General features: G+C 67.9%; 14 protein-coding genes, 1 tRNA gene and 2 pseudogenes. 7 read left to right on the top strand and 10 right to left on the bottom strand.

Annotation, left to right across the window (positions count from 1 at the left end; all coding sequences use genetic code 11):
• Positions 1-22: 22 nt before the first annotated feature.
• From PJ250_RS11520 to PJ250_RS11510, 3 genes are all read left to right on the top strand, one after another.
• Positions 23-1,918 (top strand): ATP-binding cassette domain-containing protein, encoded by a 1,896-nt coding sequence (locus PJ250_RS11520; protein ID WP_271644693.1) that lies wholly within the window; start codon positions 23-25, stop codon positions 1,916-1,918.
• A 145-nt stretch (positions 1,919-2,063) separates the two neighbouring features.
• Positions 2,064-2,891, top strand: a complete 828-nt coding sequence (locus PJ250_RS11515; protein WP_271644692.1) for an aldo/keto reductase — start codon at positions 2,064-2,066, stop codon at positions 2,889-2,891.
• Positions 2,892-3,456: 565 nt separating this feature from the next.
• Complete coding sequence (locus PJ250_RS11510) at positions 3,457-4,374, top strand: IS110 family RNA-guided transposase (RefSeq protein ID WP_271644615.1); 918 nt, start codon at positions 3,457-3,459, stop codon at positions 4,372-4,374.
• A 57-nt stretch (positions 4,375-4,431) separates the two neighbouring features.
• Here PJ250_RS11510 and PJ250_RS11505 read toward each other — a convergent pair whose 3' ends face one another.
• The 6 genes and pseudogenes from PJ250_RS11505 to PJ250_RS11480 all read right to left on the bottom strand — a co-directional run bounded on the left by PJ250_RS11505 (position 4,432) and on the right by PJ250_RS11480 (position 8,783).
• Positions 4,432-5,328: a hypothetical protein gene (locus tag PJ250_RS11505; protein ID WP_271644691.1), complete on the bottom strand. Its 897-nt coding sequence runs from the start codon at positions 5,326-5,328 to the stop codon at positions 4,432-4,434.
• Between the two features lie 58 nt (positions 5,329-5,386).
• Entirely contained in the window at positions 5,387-6,310 is a 924-nt protein-coding gene (gene nudC, locus PJ250_RS11500) for an NAD(+) diphosphatase (RefSeq protein ID WP_271644690.1), read from the bottom strand.
• Positions 6,310-6,696 (bottom strand): iron-sulfur cluster insertion protein ErpA, encoded by a 387-nt coding sequence (gene erpA, locus PJ250_RS11495; protein ID WP_271644689.1) that lies wholly within the window; start codon positions 6,694-6,696, stop codon positions 6,310-6,312. The genes nudC and erpA overlap by 1 nt, the downstream gene beginning before the upstream one ends.
• 31 nt (positions 6,697-6,727) lie before the next feature.
• A complete protein-coding gene (locus PJ250_RS11490; protein ID WP_271644688.1) occupies positions 6,728-7,495 on the bottom strand; it encodes a DUF6776 family protein in 768 nt (255 codons plus the stop codon).
• A gap of 146 nt (positions 7,496-7,641) precedes the next feature.
• A pseudogene (locus PJ250_RS11485) lies at positions 7,642-8,001 on the bottom strand (polymer-forming cytoskeletal protein); the annotation flags it as partial.
• A gap of 41 nt (positions 8,002-8,042) precedes the next feature.
• Entirely contained in the window at positions 8,043-8,783 is a 741-nt protein-coding gene (locus tag PJ250_RS11480) for a DUF6776 family protein (RefSeq protein ID WP_271644687.1), read from the bottom strand.
• A 155-nt stretch (positions 8,784-8,938) separates the two neighbouring features.
• Here PJ250_RS11480 and PJ250_RS11475 point away from each other — a divergent pair, with 155 nt between their 5' ends.
• The 3 genes from PJ250_RS11475 (at position 8,939) to PJ250_RS11465 (ending at position 13,935) form a co-directional block, all read left to right on the top strand.
• Positions 8,939-9,535, top strand: coding sequence for a DUF4126 domain-containing protein (locus PJ250_RS11475; protein WP_271644686.1), 597 nt, complete (start codon positions 8,939-8,941; stop codon positions 9,533-9,535).
• Positions 9,536-9,601: 66 nt separating this feature from the next.
• On the top strand, positions 9,602-11,497 hold the full coding sequence (locus PJ250_RS11470) for an EAL domain-containing protein (protein ID WP_271644685.1): 1,896 nt from the start codon (positions 9,602-9,604) through the stop codon (positions 11,495-11,497).
• 29 nt (positions 11,498-11,526) lie between these two features.
• Positions 11,527-13,935: an ATP-binding protein gene (locus PJ250_RS11465; protein ID WP_271644684.1), complete on the top strand. Its 2,409-nt coding sequence runs from the start codon at positions 11,527-11,529 to the stop codon at positions 13,933-13,935.
• Here the strand turns inward: PJ250_RS11465 and bfr are convergent.
• The 3 genes and pseudogenes from bfr to PJ250_RS11450 form a co-directional block, all read right to left on the bottom strand.
• Positions 13,908-14,378, bottom strand: a complete 471-nt coding sequence (bfr, locus tag PJ250_RS11460; RefSeq protein ID WP_271648604.1) for a bacterioferritin — start codon at positions 14,376-14,378, stop codon at positions 13,908-13,910. The genes PJ250_RS11465 and bfr overlap by 28 nt on opposite strands.
• Positions 14,379-14,487: 109 nt before the next feature.
• Entirely contained in the window at positions 14,488-14,700 is a 213-nt protein-coding gene (locus tag PJ250_RS11455) for a (2Fe-2S)-binding protein (RefSeq protein ID WP_271648603.1), read from the bottom strand.
• A 182-nt stretch (positions 14,701-14,882) separates the two neighbouring features.
• Positions 14,883-15,377 (bottom strand): annotated as a pseudogene (locus PJ250_RS11450) (RNA pyrophosphohydrolase); the annotation flags it as partial.
• A gap of 120 nt (positions 15,378-15,497) precedes the next feature.
• Between PJ250_RS11450 and PJ250_RS11445 the strand changes: the two are divergent.
• Positions 15,498-15,574: transfer RNA gene (locus PJ250_RS11445), tRNA-Met, on the top strand.
• Positions 15,575-15,824: 250 nt separating this feature from the next.
• Here PJ250_RS11445 and PJ250_RS11440 read toward each other — a convergent pair.
• A complete protein-coding gene (locus PJ250_RS11440) occupies positions 15,825-16,973 on the bottom strand; it encodes a PepSY-associated TM helix domain-containing protein (RefSeq protein WP_271644682.1) in 1,149 nt (382 codons plus the stop codon).
• Between the last annotated feature and the right edge of the window lie 7 nt (positions 16,974-16,980).

Genomic DNA, 16,980 nt, shown 5'->3' with positions numbered 1-16,980 from the left:
GGGGGCCGGCTACAATGGTCGCATGTCCCTCCTGCAACTTTCCCGCGTCGACTACAGCGTCGGCGGCCCGCTGCTGCTCGAACACGTCGAGCTGTCCATCGAATCCAACGAGCGCGTGTGCATCGTCGGGCGCAACGGCGCCGGCAAGTCCACCCTGATGAAGCTCATCGCCGGCGAACTGCACGCCGACGATGGCGAGGTGCGCCTGCAATCCGGCACCGTGGTCGCGCGCATGGCCCAGGAAGTGCCCCCGGACACGGCAGGCAGCATCTTCGACGTGGTCGCCGAAGGCCTGGGCGCGCTGGGCCAGATGCTGGCCGACTACCACCACGCCCTGCACGCCGGGGACATGGAGGCCATGGGCCGCGCCCAGACCCTGATCGAGGACAACAACGCCTGGGACCTGGACCGTCGCGTGCAGGCCACCCTGGACCGGCTGGAACTCGATGGGGAATCGGATTTCGCCGGCCTGTCCGGCGGCATGAAGCGCCGGGTGCTGCTGGCCCAGGCCCTGGTGCGCGCACCGGACATCCTGCTGCTGGACGAACCGACCAACCACCTGGACATCGAGGCCATCGACTGGCTGGAAGGCTTTCTCAAGTCCTTCGAGGGCAGCCTGATCTTCGTCACCCATGACCGCAGCTTCCTGCGCAATCTGGCCACGCGCATCGTCGAGATCGACCGCGGCCAGGTCACCAGCTGGCCGGGCGACTACGACAACTACCTGCGCCGGCGCGAGGAGCGCCTGCATGCCGAGGCGCAGGAGAACGCGCGCTTCGACAAGCTGCTGGCCCAGGAAGAAGTGTGGATCCGCCAGGGCATCAAGGCCCGCCGCACCCGCAACGAAGGCCGCGTGACCGCGCTCAAGGCCATGCGCAACGAGCGCGCCAAGCGCCGCGAGTTGACCGGCAACGTGCGCATGGAGACGGCCAACGCCCAGTCCTCCGGCAAGAAGGTCATCAGCGCCGAGCACATCACCCAAGCGTATGCCGGGCGCGTGCTGCTGGACGACGTCTCGGTCAACATCATGCGCGGCGATCGGGTCGGCATCATCGGCCCCAACGGCTCGGGCAAGTCGACCTTGCTGAAGATCCTGCTGGGCGAACTGGTCCCCCAGCAGGGCGAAGTGGAGCTGGGCACCAACCTGCAGATCGCCTACTTCGACCAACACCGCAGCCAGCTGGACGAGACCCGCAACGCGCTGGAGAACGTCGCCCAGGGCACCGACTTCGTCGAGATCAACGGCGCGCGCAAGCACATCATCGGCTACCTGCAGGATTTCCTGTTCTCGCCCGAACGCGCCCGCGCGCCGATCACCCGCCTGTCCGGCGGCGAGCGCAACCGCCTGCTGCTGGCCAAGCTGTTCGCCCAGCCTTCCAACCTGCTGGTCATGGACGAACCGACCAACGACCTGGACGTGGAGACCCTGGAGCTGCTCGAAGAGCTGCTGGCCGACTACACCGGCACCCTGCTGCTGGTCAGCCACGACCGCGACTTCATAGACAACGTGGTCACCAGCACCCTGGTGCTGGAAGGCGAAGGGCGCGTCGGCGATTACGTGGGCGGCTACAACGACTGGCTGCGCCAGCGCCCGCGCGGCAAGGCCGGCTTCGACAGCAACGCCAGGCAGACCGACCGCAGCGTGACCGAACAGGTGGTCGCGGCCAACGCGGCGGCGGCGCAGGCGCCGGCCGCACCAAAGAAGAAACTCAGCTTCAAGGACCAGCGCGAGCTGGAACAGCTGCCGGGCCAGATCGAGCGGCTGGAAGCGGCCATCGCCGCGCGCACCGAGGCGATGGCCCAGCCGGCGTTCTTCCAGCAGGACAGCGCCACCATCGTGGCCGAAAACGAGGCCCTGGCCGGCCTCCACGCCGAACTGGAAACCGCCTACGCCCGCTGGAGCGAACTGGACGGCTGAACCCCGACACCGCCCGCCCCTTCGCGCGGCGGTGTTGACCCGGCGGCACGCCGTGTTGCGTTCGCGCGCACGGACATTGGCATGACGCAAACAGAACCGGCCCTAGACTAGCGGGTCTGTTTTCACTGTCTTGCGAGGCCATGCCATGTCATCCGTCCCTTCCCTTGAAATGCTCGACGGCCGCACCATCCCGCAGTTCGGCCTGGGCGTGTGGCAGACGCCTGCCGACGAGACCGCGCGCGTGGTCGGCGAGGCGTTCAAGCTGGGCTACCGCCACATCGACACCGCCGCCATCTACAAGAACGAGGAAGGCGTCGGCCAGGCCATCGCCGAGTCCTCGCTCAAGCGCGATGAGCTGTTCATCACCACCAAGCTGTGGAATGAGGACCAGGGCTACGACAGCACGCTCAAGGCGCTGGACACCAGCCTGGCCAAGCTCAAGCTGGACTATGTCGACCTCTACCTGATCCACTGGCCGTGCCCGGCCAATGGCAAGTTCGTGGACAGCTGGAAGGCGATGATCGCCGCGCGCGATGCTGGCAAGGTCAAGTCGATCGGCGTGTCCAACTTCCGCGTCGAGGATATCGAGCACCTGGCCGCACAGACCGGCGTGCTGCCGGTGGTCAACCAGATCGAGCTGCACCCGCTGCTGCAGCAGGCTGCGCTGCGCGACTACGGCCAGACCCACGGCATCCTGACCGAAGCCTGGAGCCCGCTCGCCCAGGGCGGCGAATTGCTGGACAACCCGATCCTCAAGGACATCGCCGACCGCCACAGCAAGAGCGCCGCCCAGGTGATCCTGCGCTGGCACATCCAGCTGGGCAACGTCGTGTTCCCCAAGTCGGTCAATCCGGCGCGCCTGCAGGAGAACATCGACGTGTTCGACTTCAAGCTGAGCCTGGAGGACATGGCCGCCATCGCCAGCCTGGACGCCGGCAAGCGCCGCGGCCCGGACCCGTCCGAGCTCAATTGAGGCATGGGTGATGCTGCATTAAAGAAGCCGCCTTCGGGCGGCTTCTTTGTGTCTGTGTCATGCCGGAATGTCGGCCCTGAAAACGCCGCAACTCACGCAACGCACGACGACCTGTAGAGCGGAGCTCGCTCCGCTGGGGCTTTTCCGACCACCTAGCCGGAAGGCAGCGGAGCAAGCTCCGCTCTACAACAGGAGCGGCGGCAACCGATCTCATGCAGCGCCGGAGCTCAACCGGTGTTCTGCACACCCCGCGACACGCCGTTGACGCTAGCCACCCAGCGCAGACCGTAGAGCGGAGCTCGCTCCGCTAGGGCCTTCCCGACCACCTGACCGGAGGGCAGCGGAGCAAGCTCCGCTCTTATCTGCTGTGGATCTGTCAGGTTAGGTGTCGAGCGCCGGCGTGGGCCACCGTCTCCGCTCTGGATCTGACGATCGCTTTGTAGCCTGGTGCCCACGCCGGAAGCTCCCTTGATCCGCCCGAACAGTTGCCCGAGCCGACACTCGGATGGATAAGACTGGGCAAGCGGGGGAGTGCTCGACCCTTCCAGCCTAACGGAGATGCGCCATGCACGGGATCGGGATCGATGTGAGCAAGGCCACCTTGGAGGTGGCCGTCTACCATGGCCCTTGGCGGCAGTTCGACAACACCGTCGCCGGTCATCGCAAACTGGCCGCTTGGCTCAAGCCCCTGGCCGTGCGCCGGGTGGTGTTGGAGCCCACCGGCGGCTATGAGCAGCAGGTGCTCGATGCCCTGCATGCAGCAGGCCTGCCGGTGGTGCGGGCTAACGCGCGCCAGGTCCGTGACTTTGCCCGGGCCACCGGACAACTGGCCAAGACCGATCGGTTGGATGCGGCCGTGCTGGCTCAGATCGCCCAGGTCCTTGATCTGCCGCTTTATCAGCCGGCGCATCCATGGCAGCGTCGGCTGGCCGAGTATGTGCAGAGCCGTCGTCAGGTCGTCCAGATGCTGGTCAGCGCCGAACAACAGCTGGGTTGGGTCAAGGACCGCCAGCTACGCGGTGCGTTGCAGGCCAATGTCCTCCAACTCACCAAGAGCAAGGCCTTTCTGGATCAGCAGATTGCCCAACAGGTGCGCCAGCAGCCACAACTGGAGGCGATCCAGACGCTCAAGGGCGTGGGGCCGGTGTTGTTGGCGGTCCTGGCCAGCGAGCTTCCTGAACTGGGCAGGCTCGATGGCAAGGCGATTGCCAAGCTGGTCGGGGTGGCGCCACTGGCACGCGACAGCGGCACCCTGCGCGGCACCCGCAGCATCTGGGGTGGCCGCGCTGACATCCGCCAGGCCCTGTACATGTCGGCCCTGTCGGCTTTGCGCTACGAGCCGCGTCTACGCCAGTTCTACCAATCCCTGCGTGCTCGCGGCAAAGCGGCCAAGGTGGCCATCGTGGCGGTCATGCGCAAGATGCTGGTGATCCTCAATGCGCGTGCACGCGACGCCTGGAGCGTGCTGCCGGCGGGGGAGTGAGGAAGACAGTTGCTACGGGCACCCGACGTTCGCTGACAGGTGTGGCCGTTCCGCGGGTCAGCTCACCCAGCCGGCGATGACGAACAGCGCCATCAGCGCCAACCACAGCAGCAGGATGCGCCACACCAGGCTCATCGCATCGCGCAGCTCCGGCATCTCGCGCAGGGGCGGTTGCGGAATACCATCGTCCAGGTAGTCGCGCGCTTCGTCCGCCAATTCGGCGCGGACGCTGGCTCGCGCCGCCGCGCCAAGAAAGCCGGTCTGCAGCTGCAGCCGCGCACCGTCGGCCGCGCGCCAGGCCGCGTAGACGGCATCGAAATGGCTCATCAGCGCCATCGACAGCGTCATCAGCTGGGCAACCGGCCACTCCATCATCAGCAACAGGCGCTGGGCCGCGGCCCGATGTCCAGGGGGAAGCGATTGCGCCGTCACCCCGGTGGCCGAGATCGCGCACAGGCGGTACAGCACCGCGCCGAACGGGCCAAGGACCAGAAACCAGAACACCACCGAAAACCAGCGCGCCAGCGCGCTGCGGAACACCGCCTCGACCAGCAGGCCTGGATCGCTCGGCGCAGCGCCGGGTTCCGGCCACAGCTGCGAGATCGCCACGCGCTGTTCGACGCTGTCCTCGGCATCCAGCACGGCGCGGACGTCCGCATCCAGGTCACGTGGTCCCCAGGACCAGACCAGAACCACGATGCCAAACACAAACCCCAGCACGCCAAGCAGCGGCGCATGCAGCCACCACTGCAGCAGCGCGACGATCGCCAGCCAGGGCAGCATGGCCAGCACCAGCCCGGCGGCCCCGCCCCAGCGCGGCTGCGCGCGCAGGTGGACATCGAGCCACATCAGCCAGCGCGCATAGAGGTCGTGACGCCGCCATGCCGCCACGGCGTTCGGGGCGAACTGGCCCAACAGCACCGCCACCACGACGGCCACCAGGGTATTGGACATGATCGGTTCCTCCGCGGGCGAGTTTAGGACAGGCCCGCGACGGCGCGGCACGGCGCCCTCATGCGGTCATCTTCCGATACCAGTGCTCGATCAGCGCGCGGGCGATGGACAACGGCGGGGACAGCAGCAGTTCGCCCTCGCCTCGCATCGCCGCGCCGATCTGCTCGACCGTGCACCAGCGCGCATCCTCCAGTTCATCGTTCACCACCGGCGGGTCGGGCTCGGCATCGGCCTCGAAGCCCAGCATCAACGCCCCGGGAAACGGCCACGGCTGCGCGCCCAGGTAGCGTGCCGCGCGCACCCGCACCTGGGTTTCCTCCAGGACCTCGCGCGCAACGGTCTGCTCCAGGCTTTCGCCGGGTTCGACGAAGCCGGCCACCACCGAATAGCGCCCCGCGGGCCAGGCGGCCTGACGCCCGAGCAGCAGGCGCCGCCCGTCGCTGACCGCCACGATCACCGCCGGATCGACGCGCGGATAGTGCTCGGTCCGGCATTGGGTGCAGCGCGCGGTATAGCCGGCGCGGCGGAACTCGACCCGGCCACCGCAGACGCTGCAATAGCGATTGCGGCGCTGCCAGTGCAGCAGCGCGCGGGCCTGGGCGAAGGCAGTGGAATCGGCATGGGCCCACTCGGCCGCGGCCTGGCGCAGTTCCATGCGCCCGGTGACATCCAACGCGATCAGGTCGGCGGAGATCGCGAACCAGCCGACCTTGCCGCGCAGGCCCAGGAAGATCGCCTGACCCGGGCCGCCTCCGATTTCTTCACCGGTCGGCGCCAACAGGTTGCCATGCCCGTCGGCGAAGCACTGGCCATCGGCGTCGATCACCAGCACCCGGGCCTGCGGCCACAGCGCGGCCAGGGCCTTGCCGTCGTCACGCAGCGCGTCGGCGCGGTCCAGCGGCTCGGCCACGAACGAAAAACCGGACAACGGTCCGGTCTCGATCGGGAAAGGACGGGGCGGGCGGCCTGTCTGCGCCGGCATCAGACGCTGAAGCTGCTGCCGCAACCGCAGGTGGTCTTGGCGTTGGGATTGCGGATCACGAACTGCGCCCCGTGCAGGCTTTCGGTGTAGTCCACCTCCGCGCCCATCAGATACTGCAGGCTCAGCGGATCCACCAACAAGGTCACCTCATCGGTCTGCAGCGCCAGGTCGTCCTCGGCCCGGTTCTCGTCGAACTCGAAGCCGTACTGGAAGCCCGAACACCCGCCCCCTTCGATATAGACGCGCAAGGCCAGGTCGGCATTGCCTTCCTCGGCGATCAGCTCGCGCACCTTGGCGGCGGCGGCATGGGTGAAGTTCAACGGCCGGTCCAGGGACTGGTAGTCCGGCGTCGGTGCAGCGGTCGGCAGGGAGACAAGCGTGCTCATGCGTGCAGGATGGGGCCAGCGCAGGGCCAGTTCAACCCGCCACGGCCGTCGGCTCGGGCACATCGGCCGGTCCGGGCTCGGTGGCCTCGGTCCAGGTGAAGGACTGGTCCACACGGCTACCGTCATCGGGCTGCAACCGTGCGGTCACGCGCAGCGGCTTAAACGCGGGCGGCAGCACCACTTCGCCCTCGAGCTGCTGGAAGTACTTGAACGAATACGCCATGCCATCGGCACCAGGCTGCTGGCGCAGGCGTGGCCAATCCAATGTTTCCAGCTTGCCGTCGTGGGTCCCTTCGACCACCAGCTGCAGGCGCCCACGATTGACCGCACCGCGGTTGAGGTTCTGGGTCAGCGTCGCGGTGAAATGCCAGGCCTGGTCGGTCTGCGGCACCAGGGTCAGCTGATGGACCGCCAGGCCGCGGCGCTGGGCGGTCGAACCGACGAAGCGCTCGTAGAAGGCCACATCCGCACGTAGGCCGGCGATCTGCTCATCGCGCTCCCCCAGGGTGTCCTGCAGATCCCGGTTGGCCTCGCGGCTGATCTGGTCCGAGCGCGACAGCGTGGCGACCTGCTGCTCCAAGTCGCGGGCATGCGCCTGCGCGGCGCGCCACTCGGCGGGCGTGGGCAAGGCACTGGCCGCCGGTGAAAACACTATCCACGCGCCCCACGCGCCGAAGGCCAGCGCGACCAGCATTGCAGCACCCAGGCCGATCACCAGCGCACGGGCACCGCGACTGATCGGTAGCAGGTGCGGCCCTTCCGGGCTAGGCGGCGGACCGGCGGGTTCGGACGGGGACATGGCCGCAGCATAGCCAGCCCCGCTTGAGAGCGTTCTGAATGCCCGGCGCAGGGGCCGGGCCGCGTTCAGCCGTTGGCGGCCAGCGCCAGCGAAGGCGACGCATTGGGACGTTCCTCCCCGGGCGCCGCCTGCTCCTGGTCCTGCAGATGAACCAGGTTGCCGCTGAGCACGGCACCCGCGCGCATTTCCACGATTTTGTAGTGCACGTTGCCGTTGACCCGCGCCTTGGGCGCAAGCTCCACCCGCTCGGCGGCGCGCACGTCGCCCTCGACCCGCCCATTGAGGATCACGACCGGCACATCGATCTGGCCTTCGATCACGCCCTGCTCGGCCAGGGTCAGCATGGCCGGCTGACCCGGGGCAGCGAAGACACGCCCGTGGATGCGGCCTTCCACCACCAGCCCGCCGCTGAACTGCAGGTCGCCTTGCAGCACGACCTGGGCACCGATCAGGGTGTCCACGGCCTGACCATCGTGAAAGCTGCTCTTCTTGTTGTTCTTCAACATGACATCTCCAAGCGGGGATCGGGGTGGGTCGCGCCTGCGGCTCAGGCGTCGGCGGTCGTCCAGTCGAATTCGCGCTGCAGCGGCGCCTGCTCGGGCACCAACAAGGACACCCGCACCCGGTGCGGGGTGAAACCGGCCGGCAATACCACGTTGCCGTTCAGCTCCTGGAAGTAGCGGAACGAAAACGCCTGCGGGCTCGCCGCGTGGCCGGGGTGCAACTGCGCCCAGTCCAGCACCTCGCGCCTGCCCTCGCGGGTGCCTTCCACGCTGAACTGCATCTTGCCGCTGCTGATCGCACCCCGGTTGAGGGTCTGGGTCAGCACCACGCGATAGCCGAAGGCGCCATCGCCGTGATCGGAAAAGCGCGTGGAAAACGCGCCCAGCCCCTTGCGCTCGGCGGTCGGTCCGACCAAGCGCGCGTAGAAGGCCACGTCGCTGCGCAGATCGGCGATCTGGGTCTCGCGCTGGGCCAGGGTGTCCTGCAAGTCCAGATTGGCGGCCCGGCTGATCCGATCGGACTGCTCCAGCAGCGCGACCTGGCGACGCAGCCGCTCCAGCTCGGCCTGCACCTGGCGGGAAGGCGCGCCCACGGCGGGCGCCGGTGCCGCCACGGAGGCGGTGGCGGTGGTGGTGGCGGCGGACCCCGCATCGGCCCACCACCACACCGCCGCGCCGGTGACCAGCAGCGATAGCAGCCAGGCCAGCACCACGGCGCTGCGACGCCAGTTCGAGCGTCGGGGCTGCGCGGTCACGATGCGGTACTGCGGGAAGGTGGAATTCATGGGCGGCAGGCAGGTGAAACGGACGAATCGGGCGCCCGGTCGGGCCAGACCCCACGCGCGGGCGCGACCCCGGCGGGGCCTATACTTGGGACGAGCTGACGGGCCCCTGTGCATTCACGCCCCCGTCACGACCCAAGTCTAGGGGATCTGGCGCCATGACCGAAGCCCACCTGTTCGTGATCGGGATCCTGCTGGCCTGGATGGCGGGCATTCGCGTGTATCTCACCGTCTTCGGCATCGGCCTGGCGGGCTTGCTGGGCTGGGTGGATCTGCCCCCTGCCCTGCAGCCCACCGAGTCGTGGTGGGTGCTGGGGACGTCCGGGGCCCTGGCGCTGACGGAGTTCTTCGCCGACAAGATCCCCGGCGTGGATTCGATCTGGGACCTGCTGCAGACCCTGGCCCGCGTCCCGGCCGGCGCTTTCCTGGCCGCGGCCACGCTGTCACCGGATGGTCAGTTGGGGACTGGCGCGCTGGCGGCGGGCGCGGGCGTGGCGCTCACCAGCCACGTCCTGAAATCAGGAACGCGCGCGCTGCTCAACACCTCGCCCGAACCGGTCAGCAACTGGACCGCCTCGCTGACCGAAGACGCCATGGTCACCGGCGGCCTGGCCCTGGCCCTGCTGCATCCCTGGCTGGCGCTGGCCGTCGTCGTGATCCTGAGCGTGTCGGTGGGCTGTCTGCTGGTGTGGATCGCCCGCGCAGTCTGGCGCCGTCTGCGCCCCGGTCCCCGCATGGCAGCCTCGCCCCCCTGAATGCGTTCTTGACAGCGTCAGGTGCGGTCCGTCGCATAATGCAGCCTCAGTCTTCCAGGAAGCACGATGTCCGCAACGCCATCGCCCGCCCCATCGTTCTCCGCTGCCGCCCCCTCGCTGGTGCGCGCGGAGATTCCGCCGCCGCACTATTGGCGACGTTGGACCGACGATGTCGATGTACCGACCATGCAGGCATCCTCGGAGCCGGCCGACGATGCGCCAGCCGCGTCCGATGCCGGTGCTCCTGGCGCGCCGCCCGCGCCAGCCGGCTCGGCTTCCACCGGCCAGGTAGAATCTCCGTACCGCGTGCTGATCGTGGAGGACGATCGCCCGCAGGCCCTGTTCGCGCAAAGCGTATTGCATGGCGCGGGCATGCTGGCCGAGGTGGAAATGGATGCGGAAAAGGTCATCGACAGCATCCAGCGCTTCGTGCCGGATCTGTTGCTGATGGATCTGCACATGCCCGGCCGCGACGGCATGGCCCTGACCGTGGCCATCCGTGAGCGTCAGGAATACCTGGACCTGCCCATTGTGTTCCTGACCGGCGACCCGGATCCGGAGCGCCAGTACGACGCCCTGGACAGCGGCGCCGACGATTTCCTGACCAAGCCGATCCGCCCACGCCATCTGATCGCGGCGGTCTCCAACCGCATCCGGCGCATGCGCCAGCGCGTCCCGGCCCAGCTGATCACCGCAGCGCCGGCGGCCGTGGCCGTCACCCAATCCCAGGATCTCAATCCCGATACCGGCCTGCACACCCGGGCCTACGTCCTGCAGCAACTGGAGTCGGCGCTGGAAGAGCATGCCGAGGGTGGGCTGTTCTTCGTCGAGATCGCCGGCGCACTTGGCCTGCGCGAGCGTTATGGGTACGCCCAGTATGAACAGTTGATGATGCGGGCCGCCCAACAGCTGTCGGCCTTCGCCGCGCCGCAGCCGCTGGCCCGGCTGAACGACAACAGCTTCCTGACCATCGCCCGCGGCCTGCCCAAGGAAGCACAGGAGGGCTTCGCCCGCTCGCTGCACGACCAGTTGGCCAAGGTGTCCCTGCCGGTACGCGGCACCGAGACCATCCAACTGCGCGCGATCATTGGCTATACCGCCTTGGGCCTGGGATTTCCCAACCAGGGCACGGCGATCGAGGCGGCCGAGCAGGCCGCCGTCGAGGCGCGTGGCCTGCCCGGCCACGTGGCCGCCCACGTGCCCGCGCCGACCGCGACCGAAAAGGCCCGCGCCGCGCTGGCCGACACCACGCTGGAGCTGCTGTTCCAGCCGATCGTCTCGGTGGCCGGCGGGGACCAGGCCCAGTTCCAGGTCCTCATGCGCCTGCGTCAGGCCGACGGCAGCCTGCTGCCGGCCGCCCAGGTCGTGCCGGCGGCGGAACTGTCTGGCGATATCGTCGACCTTGATCGCCAGATCGTGGGCCGCGCGCTGGATCTGATCGCGCGTCGCCAGGTCGAAGGCAACAGCCTGCGGCTATTCATTTCGCAGTCCCCGCAGACCCTGGCCCGCGACGATGCCGCGACCTGGCTGCTTGGGGAGATCTCGCGCCGCGGGATCGAACCCAGCTCGCTGGTGATCGACATCCGCCTGTCCGACGCGCTGATCCACACCATGTCCCTGCGTGACTTCTGCCACGCCCCGATGCAGGCGGGCGTGCAGTTCTGCTTGAGCCAGTTCGAACCGGGCACCGAGGCCGAAGCGATGCTCTCGCTGCTGCCGCTGAGCTATCTGCGCGTGTCCAGCCGCTTTGCCGGCGCGCACAAGGACGCCAACCTGCGAGGCCAGCTGCGCGCCACCATCGACCTGGCCCACCGGCAGAACCTGCTGGTGATCGGCCAGCAGATCGAGGATCCGCAGGCCGCCGCCGCCATGTGGATGGGGGGCGTGGACTTCATCCAGGGCAACCTGGTGCAGGGCGTCGGCCAGGACCTGGGCTTCGATTTCCATAACGCGGTGCTGTAGTCGTGTCCGCACCGGGACGTGCGGCCCTGATGTCCTGGCTTGCCGCCGCGGCGGCGGCCTTGCTGCTGGTCGCGCTGTGGCTCGACCTGTCGATGATTCCCGGCCCATGGCTGTTGGTCGCCTTCGCGGCCGGCGTGGCCGCCCTGCTGGCCACCGTGGCCACGCTGGTGATGCTGCATGGCGTGGCGCGCCACGCCGAAGCGGCCGATGCGCGTGCGGCGATCGCCGAATCCGAGCGCCAGATGACCCAACGCGAGGTCGAGCGCCTGGGCCGCATGGAAGGCGAACTGATCAAGGCCAAGCAGGCGGCTGAATCCGCGGTCCTGGCCAAGGGCGAGTTCCTGGCCACGATGAGTCACGAGATCCGCACGCCGCTCAATGGCATCGTGCCGATGCTGGAGCTGCTGTCGCGTTCGGCCCTGGCCCAGGAGCAGCATCAGCTGGTGCAGACCGCGACCAGCTCGTCGCAGGCACTGCTGCGCATCGTCGATGACATCCTCGACTACTCCAAGCTCGAGGCCAACAAGCTCGAACTGGAAAGCACCCCCTTCAACCTGCGCGAAGTCCTCGAGCAGGTCATGCAACTGATGCAGCGCCCCGCCGAGACACGTGGCCTGCGCCTGGGCCTGCAGCTCGACCCCGCCGTGCGCCTGCCCGTGCGCGGCGATCCCCTGCGCCTGCGTCAGATATTGACCAACCTGATCGGCAACGCGATCAAGTTCACCGAACGCGGCTCGGTCACCCTGGTGGCCCGTCGCCTGGGCGAGACCGGCGCCCAGCACCTGCTGCGCTTCGAAGTGCGCGACACCGGCATCGGCATCGACCCCGAGGCCCAGACGCGCCTGTTCAACTCCTTCAGCCAGGCCGACGCCTCCACCACACGCCTGTTCGGCGGCACCGGGCTGGGCCTGGCGATCTGCAAGCGCATCGTCGATCTGATGGGCGGGCGGATCGCGGTGGTGTCCGAGCGGGGGCGAGGCTCGACGTTCTGGTTCGAGATCCCGCTGCTCAAGGCCATCGGCGACCTGCCACCCACCGACACCGCGCCGGGCCAGGCCCGGGTGCTGCTGGTCAGCCCGGACGGGCGCCTGCGCTCGCGGCTATCGAGCCTGATGACGCAATGGGGCCTGTCGCTGCAGTGCGTGGATACGACCCAGGAGGCCCTGGAACGCCTGCGCGCGACCTCCAATGGCTTCACCACCTTGGTCGCCGACCTGGCCAGCGTGCGGACCAGCGCACGCGCGCTGCATCGCGTGGTCGGCCGGGCCACCACTCAGAACGGGATGCAGTTGGTCTGGCTCTACGGCGACGAGCCGGTGCCCGAGGAGCTGCGCCCCGGTGCCACCCTGCTCCCCCGCCAGGCGCACGAGTCGGACCTGCGGGCCCTGCTGAGCCTCATCCCGGCGGCACCGACGAGCGCCGAGCACACACCGACCATCCAGCAGCTGCCGCTACCAGAGCCGGAGACCTACACCGGGATGACGCTGCCCACGCCGGCCATGCCGGCCATGCCGACCGTTGCGCCGGCGGAGGCGGATGGACGCAGGTTGCTGTTGGTCGAGGACAACCCGGTCAACCTGGCGGTCGCCGAGAAGATGCTCGAATCGCTGGGGTTTGCCGCCGACCACGCGGTCAACGGCGTCGTGGCGCTGGAGAAGATGGAGCGCACCCGCTATCCGCTGGTGCTGATGGACTGTCAGATGCCGCTGCTCGACGGCTATACCGCGACCCGACGCTGGCGCGAGCGGGAGGCCGAGCGTGGCCAGGCGCGACTGCCCATCGTGGCGATGACCGCCAACGCGATGGCCGGCGACCGACAACGCTGTCTGGATGCCGGCATGGACGACTACCTGGCCAAACCGGTCGCCCGCCACCTGCTGGACGCCTGCCTCAAGCGCTGGTTGCCGCAGGCCGACGATGAGCATGGCGGTCCCGCCCGATCCGAGGTGGCTTCGCAGCCCACGGCTTCACCGGCACCGGCCCTGGAGCAACCAGCGCCACAGACGCCCCCCGAAGAGATGCCTCCACCCGCGAGCTCTGCTGCTGCCAGCGCCATCGCCGCGCTGGACACCAGCCTGCTGGACGAATTGAGTGAGATCACCGGCCCCGATACCGCGCGCATCATCCAGGTGTTCCTGGAGGATGCCCCGCGCCTGATCTCCGAACTGGAAGCCGCTTCGGCCGTGCCCGACCTGCAGGCCATGCGCGCGGCCGCGCACTCCCTCAAGTCCTCCAGCGCCAACATGGGCGCCCTGGCCCTGTCGGCCGCGGCCAAGCGCATCGAACTGGGTGCGCGCGAGCAGCGCCTGGACCGCCCGGCGGTGGCGGTGGCGCTGGTGATCGCGGAGTTCGCCCGGGCGCGCGTTGCGCTACAGGCCTATCTGGGGCGCCTGCAAGGCGCGGGCACCGATCAGTCGTCGAGCTTGGTCAACAAATAGTTCGGCTCGCCGATGCGGCCGATCAGGTCCAACTGGGTCTCCAGCCAGTCCACGTGTTCCTCTTCCGAATCGAGGATGTCCACCAGCAGCTGGCGGCTGACGTAGTCGCCGATGGTCTCGCAGTAGGCCACGCCCTCGCGCAACACCGGCAGCGCATCCATCTCCAGCGCCAGGTCGCACTCGAGCATCTCGCGCGGATTCTCGCCGATGCGCAGCTTGCCCAGCGCCTGAAAATTGGGAAGTCCCTCGAGAAACAGGATGCGGTCGGCCAGCTTGTCCGCATGCTTCATTTCGTCGATGGATTCCTTGTACTCGTGCTCGGCCAGTTCCTTCAGGCCCCAGTTCTTCAGCATCTTGGCGTGCAGGAAGTACTGGTTGATCGCGGTCAGCTCGTTGTAGAGCACCTTGTTGAGGAATTCGATGACCTTGGCGTCGCCCTTCATCGTCATGGCCCGTGCAGGAAAGATGCGCGGCAGCATACCGGGCCGCGAAGCGGCGTGATGGAACGCGAATCGTGATCAATCACGTGCCGTGCGCACGCGCGGGGCTCGCTCAGGCCGCGTTGGCCAGATCGGCTCTCAAGACAGGCAGCGGAAAGCTCGACCCGTGATGCTCGGCGAGCAAACCGGCAGCCAGCTCCAGGCAACTGCCACACGTGCTGCCCGCACCGGTGCGCATGGTCAATTCGGAGGTGGTCCGGCAACCGTTGGCGGCGGCCTCACGGATCTGGAGGTCAGTGACCCCATTGCAGATGCAGACGTACACGGCGATGGCTTGGGACTGCTGCAGGCCCGAATGGCCCGATCGCATTCAACCGTGAATGCGAATGATTGTCAATTTCCCGAGGAGGCCGGATCCGAGTTCCCCCGCCGGCGGCCCGAGCGATTGCGCGGACGCTGCGAGGTGCGCACCAGCACGTCCGGGCCCCGCCGCTCCAGGCGCGGCGGCGGCACGGCCGCCAGCCCCGCCACGACCCGGGCCATCGGCGCCAGATGCCCAAGGGCGCGGGCATAGACCCCGCGCTTGAAGACCACCACGTGTTCCATCGGATACCAGAAATCCACCCAACGCCAGTGGTCGAATTCCGGTGTTTCGGTCAGGTCCAGGCGCACGTGGCGCTCTTCCCCGACCAGCCGCAGCAGGAACCAGACCTGCTTCTGGCCGATACAGACGTGGCGCTCGTTGCGCCGGATCGCACGATGCGGAAGCCGATAGCGTAGCCAGCCCGGCGTGGCGCCCAGCACTTCGACGTGCTCGGGCAGCAGGCCGGTCTCCTCGCGCAGCTCGCGGTACATGGCCTCGACCGGCGTCTCGTCGGTGTTCATGCCGCCCTGCGGGAACTGCCAGCCGTCCCGGCGCACTCTGCGCGCCCAGAAGACCTTCCCATCGGGATGCATCAACACGATGCCGACGTTGGGTCGGTAGCCGTCCGGATCGATCACGACGCGGACTCCTGAAAATCTACTGGGTCCGAATGTGCCACGCCCCGCCCGGCCACTCAACTGCACCAATCACCCGTTGACAGAACGGCAGGACCTGCCCAGAATTACCGGTTCACGCGCGGCTATGTAGCTCAGCCGGTTAGAGCACAGCACTCATAATGCTGGGGTCGGTGGTTCGAGTCCACCCATAGCCACCAGGTTTCCTTTGGGAATCAGCGCGTTGACGAAAACCCGCCGGATGGCGGGTTTTTTGTTGGCTGCGGGAAGGCCGTGCGGGGTTGCTGAGGTCGGCTTCGGGAGCTTAAACCCGCCCCGCCTCTGCGCTCGGGTGAGCGAGCTACTTCATGGCTTCGAGTGGAATCAGTGCGAGCCAGATCACCGCCAGCAACAGCCATATCCAGCGCCAGCGCCCCATGGCGCGCCAGGCCAGTCGCCAGGGACCAGGGCTCATGACGCTCTCCGTCGACGTGCCTGGCGCAGGGTGTCGGCGATCCGCAGTCCGTACAGGTACACGCCGGTAAAACTGAGCGTGGTGAGCGCGGCACCAAACAGGAACCACAACAGCCGCACCGGCCACCCGCCAAAGGCGCCGAAATGGAGCGGGTCGGCCATTTCCGCGACACGCTGGTGAAGGCTCATGTCGCGGCCGTCCCGGAGCCCCAGCAGATGGCCATCGCGCAGATCGAAGCCCGCCACGTTGGCGCGATCACGCACCAGCCATGCCTGCGCCTGTCCATCGATGAGAATGCCCTGACCTGCGGTGCTGGGCTGGACGCCCGCGACACGCAGTTCCGGCCAGCGCTTTTCCAGCTGTTCCACGGTACGATCGATGGCGGCCGGATCGGCCGGCGCGGGCCGCTCATCCTTGCCATCGCCAGGCAAGGCAATCTTGGGGGGAGGCGTCGCCTTGCCGCCCAGCGATTCGATGAGATACCACCCACCGGTCATAGCAATCAGGCCGACGAACCAAAGACTCCAGACCCCGCACAGCCGGTGGATGTCGCCCCACAGGCGGCGTGGCCGGTCCCCTCTGGGCCACTTGAAGAAGCCCCGCCACCAGCGCTTGTAGATGAACAAACTGCTGATCAGTGAAAGCAGCAACGGGATCGACAGCGCGGCCACCAGCGGCACGCCATACTTGACCGGCAGCATGAGGTGGCGATGCGTGTTGCGCAGGAACCGGTGGACGTTGAACCGGTGCGTATCGCCGGTGACTTGAGCGGTGTAGGGATCGACCCAGACGAAACGCAGCCTTCCTTCCTCCGTCCGCATCTGGGCCTGAGCGGCAAAGCGCGACGCATGCGGCGCGCTTAGTCCTTGCAGCACCCAGGTGGGATGGGCGCGCTGCACGGCACCGACCAGTTGGCCCCAACTGGCGCGTTGCTCGCCGGGCTCCACGCGCATTTCCGCATGCACGAGCCAGTCGATTTCCTGCGCGAACACCGCCAGGGTGCCGGTCAGGAAGACGAAACCCATGAACAGACAGAGCTTCAGTCCGATCCAGCTGTGCAGATCGAACCAACGTCGCCGCCCCCGCGCTTTGGTGGGCGGCGCTATTAATGACGAAGTTCCGGTCGCTGGCAATGGCTGGCGCATGAAATCC

The organism is Pseudoxanthomonas sp. JBR18 (assembly GCF_028198165.1).
In the GTDB taxonomy this organism is placed as follows: domain Bacteria; phylum Pseudomonadota; class Gammaproteobacteria; order Xanthomonadales; family Xanthomonadaceae; genus Pseudoxanthomonas_A.
The sequence above is the reverse complement of the archived record's forward strand: the minus strand, read 5'-3'. Positions and strand labels throughout refer to the sequence as shown.

Coding starts and splice junctions, on each gene's coding strand:
- PJ250_RS11465 (WP_271644684.1), top strand. CDS start 11,527: ATGTCCTGGCTTGCCGCCGCGGCGGCGGCCTTGCTGCTGGTCGCGCTG.
- PJ250_RS11470 (WP_271644685.1), top strand. CDS start 9,602: ATGTCCGCAACGCCATCGCCCGCCCCATCGTTCTCCGCTGCCGCCCCC.
- PJ250_RS11520 (WP_271644693.1), top strand. CDS start 23: ATGTCCCTCCTGCAACTTTCCCGCGTCGACTACAGCGTCGGCGGCCCG.
- PJ250_RS11515 (WP_271644692.1), top strand. CDS start 2,064: ATGTCATCCGTCCCTTCCCTTGAAATGCTCGACGGCCGCACCATCCCG.
- PJ250_RS11490 (WP_271644688.1), bottom strand. CDS start 7,495: ATGTCCCCGTCCGAACCCGCCGGTCCGCCGCCTAGCCCGGAAGGGCCG.
- PJ250_RS11510 (WP_271644615.1), top strand. CDS start 3,457: ATGCACGGGATCGGGATCGATGTGAGCAAGGCCACCTTGGAGGTGGCC.
- PJ250_RS11480 (WP_271644687.1), bottom strand. CDS start 8,783: ATGAATTCCACCTTCCCGCAGTACCGCATCGTGACCGCGCAGCCCCGA.
- PJ250_RS11440 (WP_271644682.1), bottom strand. CDS start 16,973: ATGCGCCAGCCATTGCCAGCGACCGGAACTTCGTCATTAATAGCGCCG.
- PJ250_RS11505 (WP_271644691.1), bottom strand. CDS start 5,328: ATGTCCAATACCCTGGTGGCCGTCGTGGTGGCGGTGCTGTTGGGCCAG.
- nudC (WP_271644690.1), bottom strand. CDS start 6,310: ATGCCGGCGCAGACAGGCCGCCCGCCCCGTCCTTTCCCGATCGAGACC.
- erpA (WP_271644689.1), bottom strand. CDS start 6,696: ATGAGCACGCTTGTCTCCCTGCCGACCGCTGCACCGACGCCGGACTAC.
- bfr (WP_271648604.1), bottom strand. CDS start 14,378: ATGAAGGGCGACGCCAAGGTCATCGAATTCCTCAACAAGGTGCTCTAC.
- PJ250_RS11475 (WP_271644686.1), top strand. CDS start 8,939: ATGACCGAAGCCCACCTGTTCGTGATCGGGATCCTGCTGGCCTGGATG.